At 42.4% G+C, this 2831-nt stretch carries 1 protein-coding gene and 1 pseudogene; one reads left to right on the forward strand and one right to left on the reverse strand.

From position 1 onward, the window contains the following. Window positions 1–73 precede the first annotated feature (73 nt). Window positions 74–472, forward strand: a pseudogene (locus tag L975_RS16955) (IS630 family transposase); the annotation flags it as partial. A gap of 302 nt (window positions 473–774) precedes the next feature. Here the strand turns inward: L975_RS16955 and L975_RS16960 are convergent. Further along, entirely contained in the window at window positions 775–2661 is a 1887-nt protein-coding gene (locus L975_RS16960) for a methyl-accepting chemotaxis protein (protein ID WP_047709408.1), read from the reverse strand. Window positions 2662–2831 lie beyond the last annotated feature (170 nt).

Consider the following 2831-nt stretch of genomic DNA (forward strand, 5'->3'; position numbering starts at 1 on the left):
TTTACCGCTCATAGGCACCTCTCTTTGCGTTAGTTTATCTAACTGAAAGGTGTCTAGGAAATTGGTGGCGATTCAATATTATCTGGCAGGGGCGTTGCACAGTGGTACAGGTAAAATCAGCTATGTGGGTGGAAACAGTAAAAGCTCGGTTTTATTTATCAGCCTGTTAAAGCATCTGAAGGCGATGTATCGACGGGCTAAAACCATCACACTCATCGTGGACAACTACATTATTCACAAAAGCCGGGAAACGCAGCGCTGGCAGAAGCAGAATCCAAAATTCAGGATCATTTATCAGCCCGTTTACTCGCCATGGGTGAATCATGTTGAACGATTATGGCAGGCGCTTCATGACACGATAACGCGCAATCATCAGTGCCGTTCAATGTGGCAATTGCTGAAAACGGTACGACTTTTTATGGAAACCGCCAGCCCATTCCCCGTCGGCAAACATGGACTGGCAAAAGAGTAGCGGTATTCCACGCAGCTATTTAGCGACAGATGCTATCCCAATTGTTCATAAGCATTTATCGAAAGTGATACGAGTTTATTTTATAGTCCTTCAACGTGGCCTCGGAAATTAGTTGCGTTTCAATTGTTGTTGATGGGTTAGTTGAAGAGTTTAAACATTTATAAATGTGATACTAAACGAGTATAACGATTAGAACAGCTAAATCATTAAAAGATCGATTTATTAAACGAAGTCGAACCCTAGATAAAAATAAGCCCTATAGAATATAGGGCTTATTGATTATTGTATTAAGGATTTTGGAATCAAACTACTTTAAATGTGGCAACCTTTGCGTTAAGGCTTTCAGCTTGGTATTGCAGCGTGGCTGATTGGGTCATGGATTCTTCAGCATCAGCGACTAACTGATCCGTCACGTCCTTAATAGAAGTTACATTCTGTGTAATTTCATTGGTTACATGGCTTTGCTCTTCTGCTGCAGTAGCAATTTGTGCCGCCATATCACTTATCATTGCAACAGCTGATGTGATTTCGTCTAGGGCTTGTGAGGCGCGGTCGGCATCTTCAACAGAGCCATCGGCGAGTTCAGAACTACGTGCCATCAATTCAACCGCAAGTTGTGTGGTGTTTTGCAGTGTTTCAATTGTAGCTTTGATTTCTTCTGTGGATGCATGTGTACGTTGAGATAGTACTCGGACTTCATCAGCGACAACTGCAAAGCCTCGACCTTGTTCACCGGCACGAGCAGCTTCAATGGCTGCATTCAGAGCCAGCAGATTGGTTTGCTCTGCAATAGAGCGGATAGTTGAAAGTACGGTATTAATGTCTTGTGCGTGTTGGTTTAGCGCTTTAATGACGTTACTGGCTTCGTTCACTTCGGAAGATAAGTTGTTGATGGACTGCTTAGTATTAATGACCAGTGTATAGCCATTTTGCGTACTGGCAGACGAGTCTTGAGCAACCTTTGCCGTTTGTTCCGCATGGGAGGCTATCTCTTGAGTTGCCGAAGCCATTTCAGTTACAGCTGTGGCAACCAAGGTGATTTCTTGCTGCTGTAAGTTGAGCTCCTCAACTGACTGATTGGCTCGATTGATACTCTGTTCGGCCTGTGTATTCAATTCTTCGGCTTGATAGCGAATGTGACCAATCAGTTCTTGTAGGGTTGCAACAAATTGGTTGAAGTTTTCAGCTAGTTTTCCAACTTCATCTTGGCTTTCAACTTTGATTCGTTGTGTCAAATCTCCGCTTCCATTGGCTATTTGCGACAGCGCAGTGGAAACGTTCAGTAACGGGCGGAATAGGATATTACAAAGTAGGCTAAAAAGTGTGACACACATTATGACGACAACAGCGGTCGCGAATAGTTGTCCCCATAGTGCGCCATACAGTGGTGCTACAAGTGAATCATGATCAAGCACAATGACCGTTGTTAGAGGTGTGCCTTGTATTTCTCGTGCATAAACGACGAAGTCTTTACCATTGATCTTGATGTCTGTGGTATGGCCTGATTTTACGGCTGAGCTGATGTCATCATTGTGCAATCCTAGCGAGCTTACTGGTTGGTTGAGTCGCTTATTGTCATTATGAGTAAATATATTGCCCTGAGCATTGCTAATGAACATATAGCCTTCACCGGGCAAAATAACTTGTTTGAGGCTATTGAGAATATCGACAATTTCGATGTCTGCGCCTATCACGCTATTTTGTCCGTGTAATTGCACGGCTTTGCCTAGTGAGACAACATATTGTCCAGTGGCTGATGCAATGGTTGGATTATCCATAAACACTTTAGATGGATTCGCTATTGCATTAATATACCAGCCCCATTTACGGGGATCGTTATTCCCTTGCGGTAAGGTTATTTGATTCGCGTTATGTTGAGAACCATCAGGGAGGGCAAGGAATACATTATCGAAAGAACCGGCATCACGGACTTGTTTTAGATGCGTAATAACGGAGGACTGCTCTATTTCTGATGGTAACGAGGTTATCGCACGCTCTTTTGAAAGTAGCCAATCTTTCACGTATTGATTGTAGGATGCACTTGTACTTTCAAGGCGTTGATTTACCTCATAGTTTAGTCGCGTAAGTGAATCGAGAAACGATAAACCTTCAACTAATGCACCACCTAAGATGATTGCTATACTAGCTGAAAATGCTAGTTTGTTTTTGAGTGATAGTGTTTTAAACATGATTCCCTATATTTTACAAATATGCCTAATTGAATAATTATCTTTATAATTTACCTAATGTGTTCATTGCCATTACAAAAGTCATATGCTACGAACTATGCTGTCACTATGCTGTCACTATGCTGTCACTATGCTGTCACTATGCTGTCACTATGCTGTCACTATGCTGT

Origin of the sequence: Plesiomonas sp. ZOR0011 (genome assembly GCF_000800945.1) — a bacterium.
Lineage (GTDB): Bacteria > Pseudomonadota > Gammaproteobacteria > Enterobacterales > CAMTGL01 > Plesiomonas > Plesiomonas shigelloides.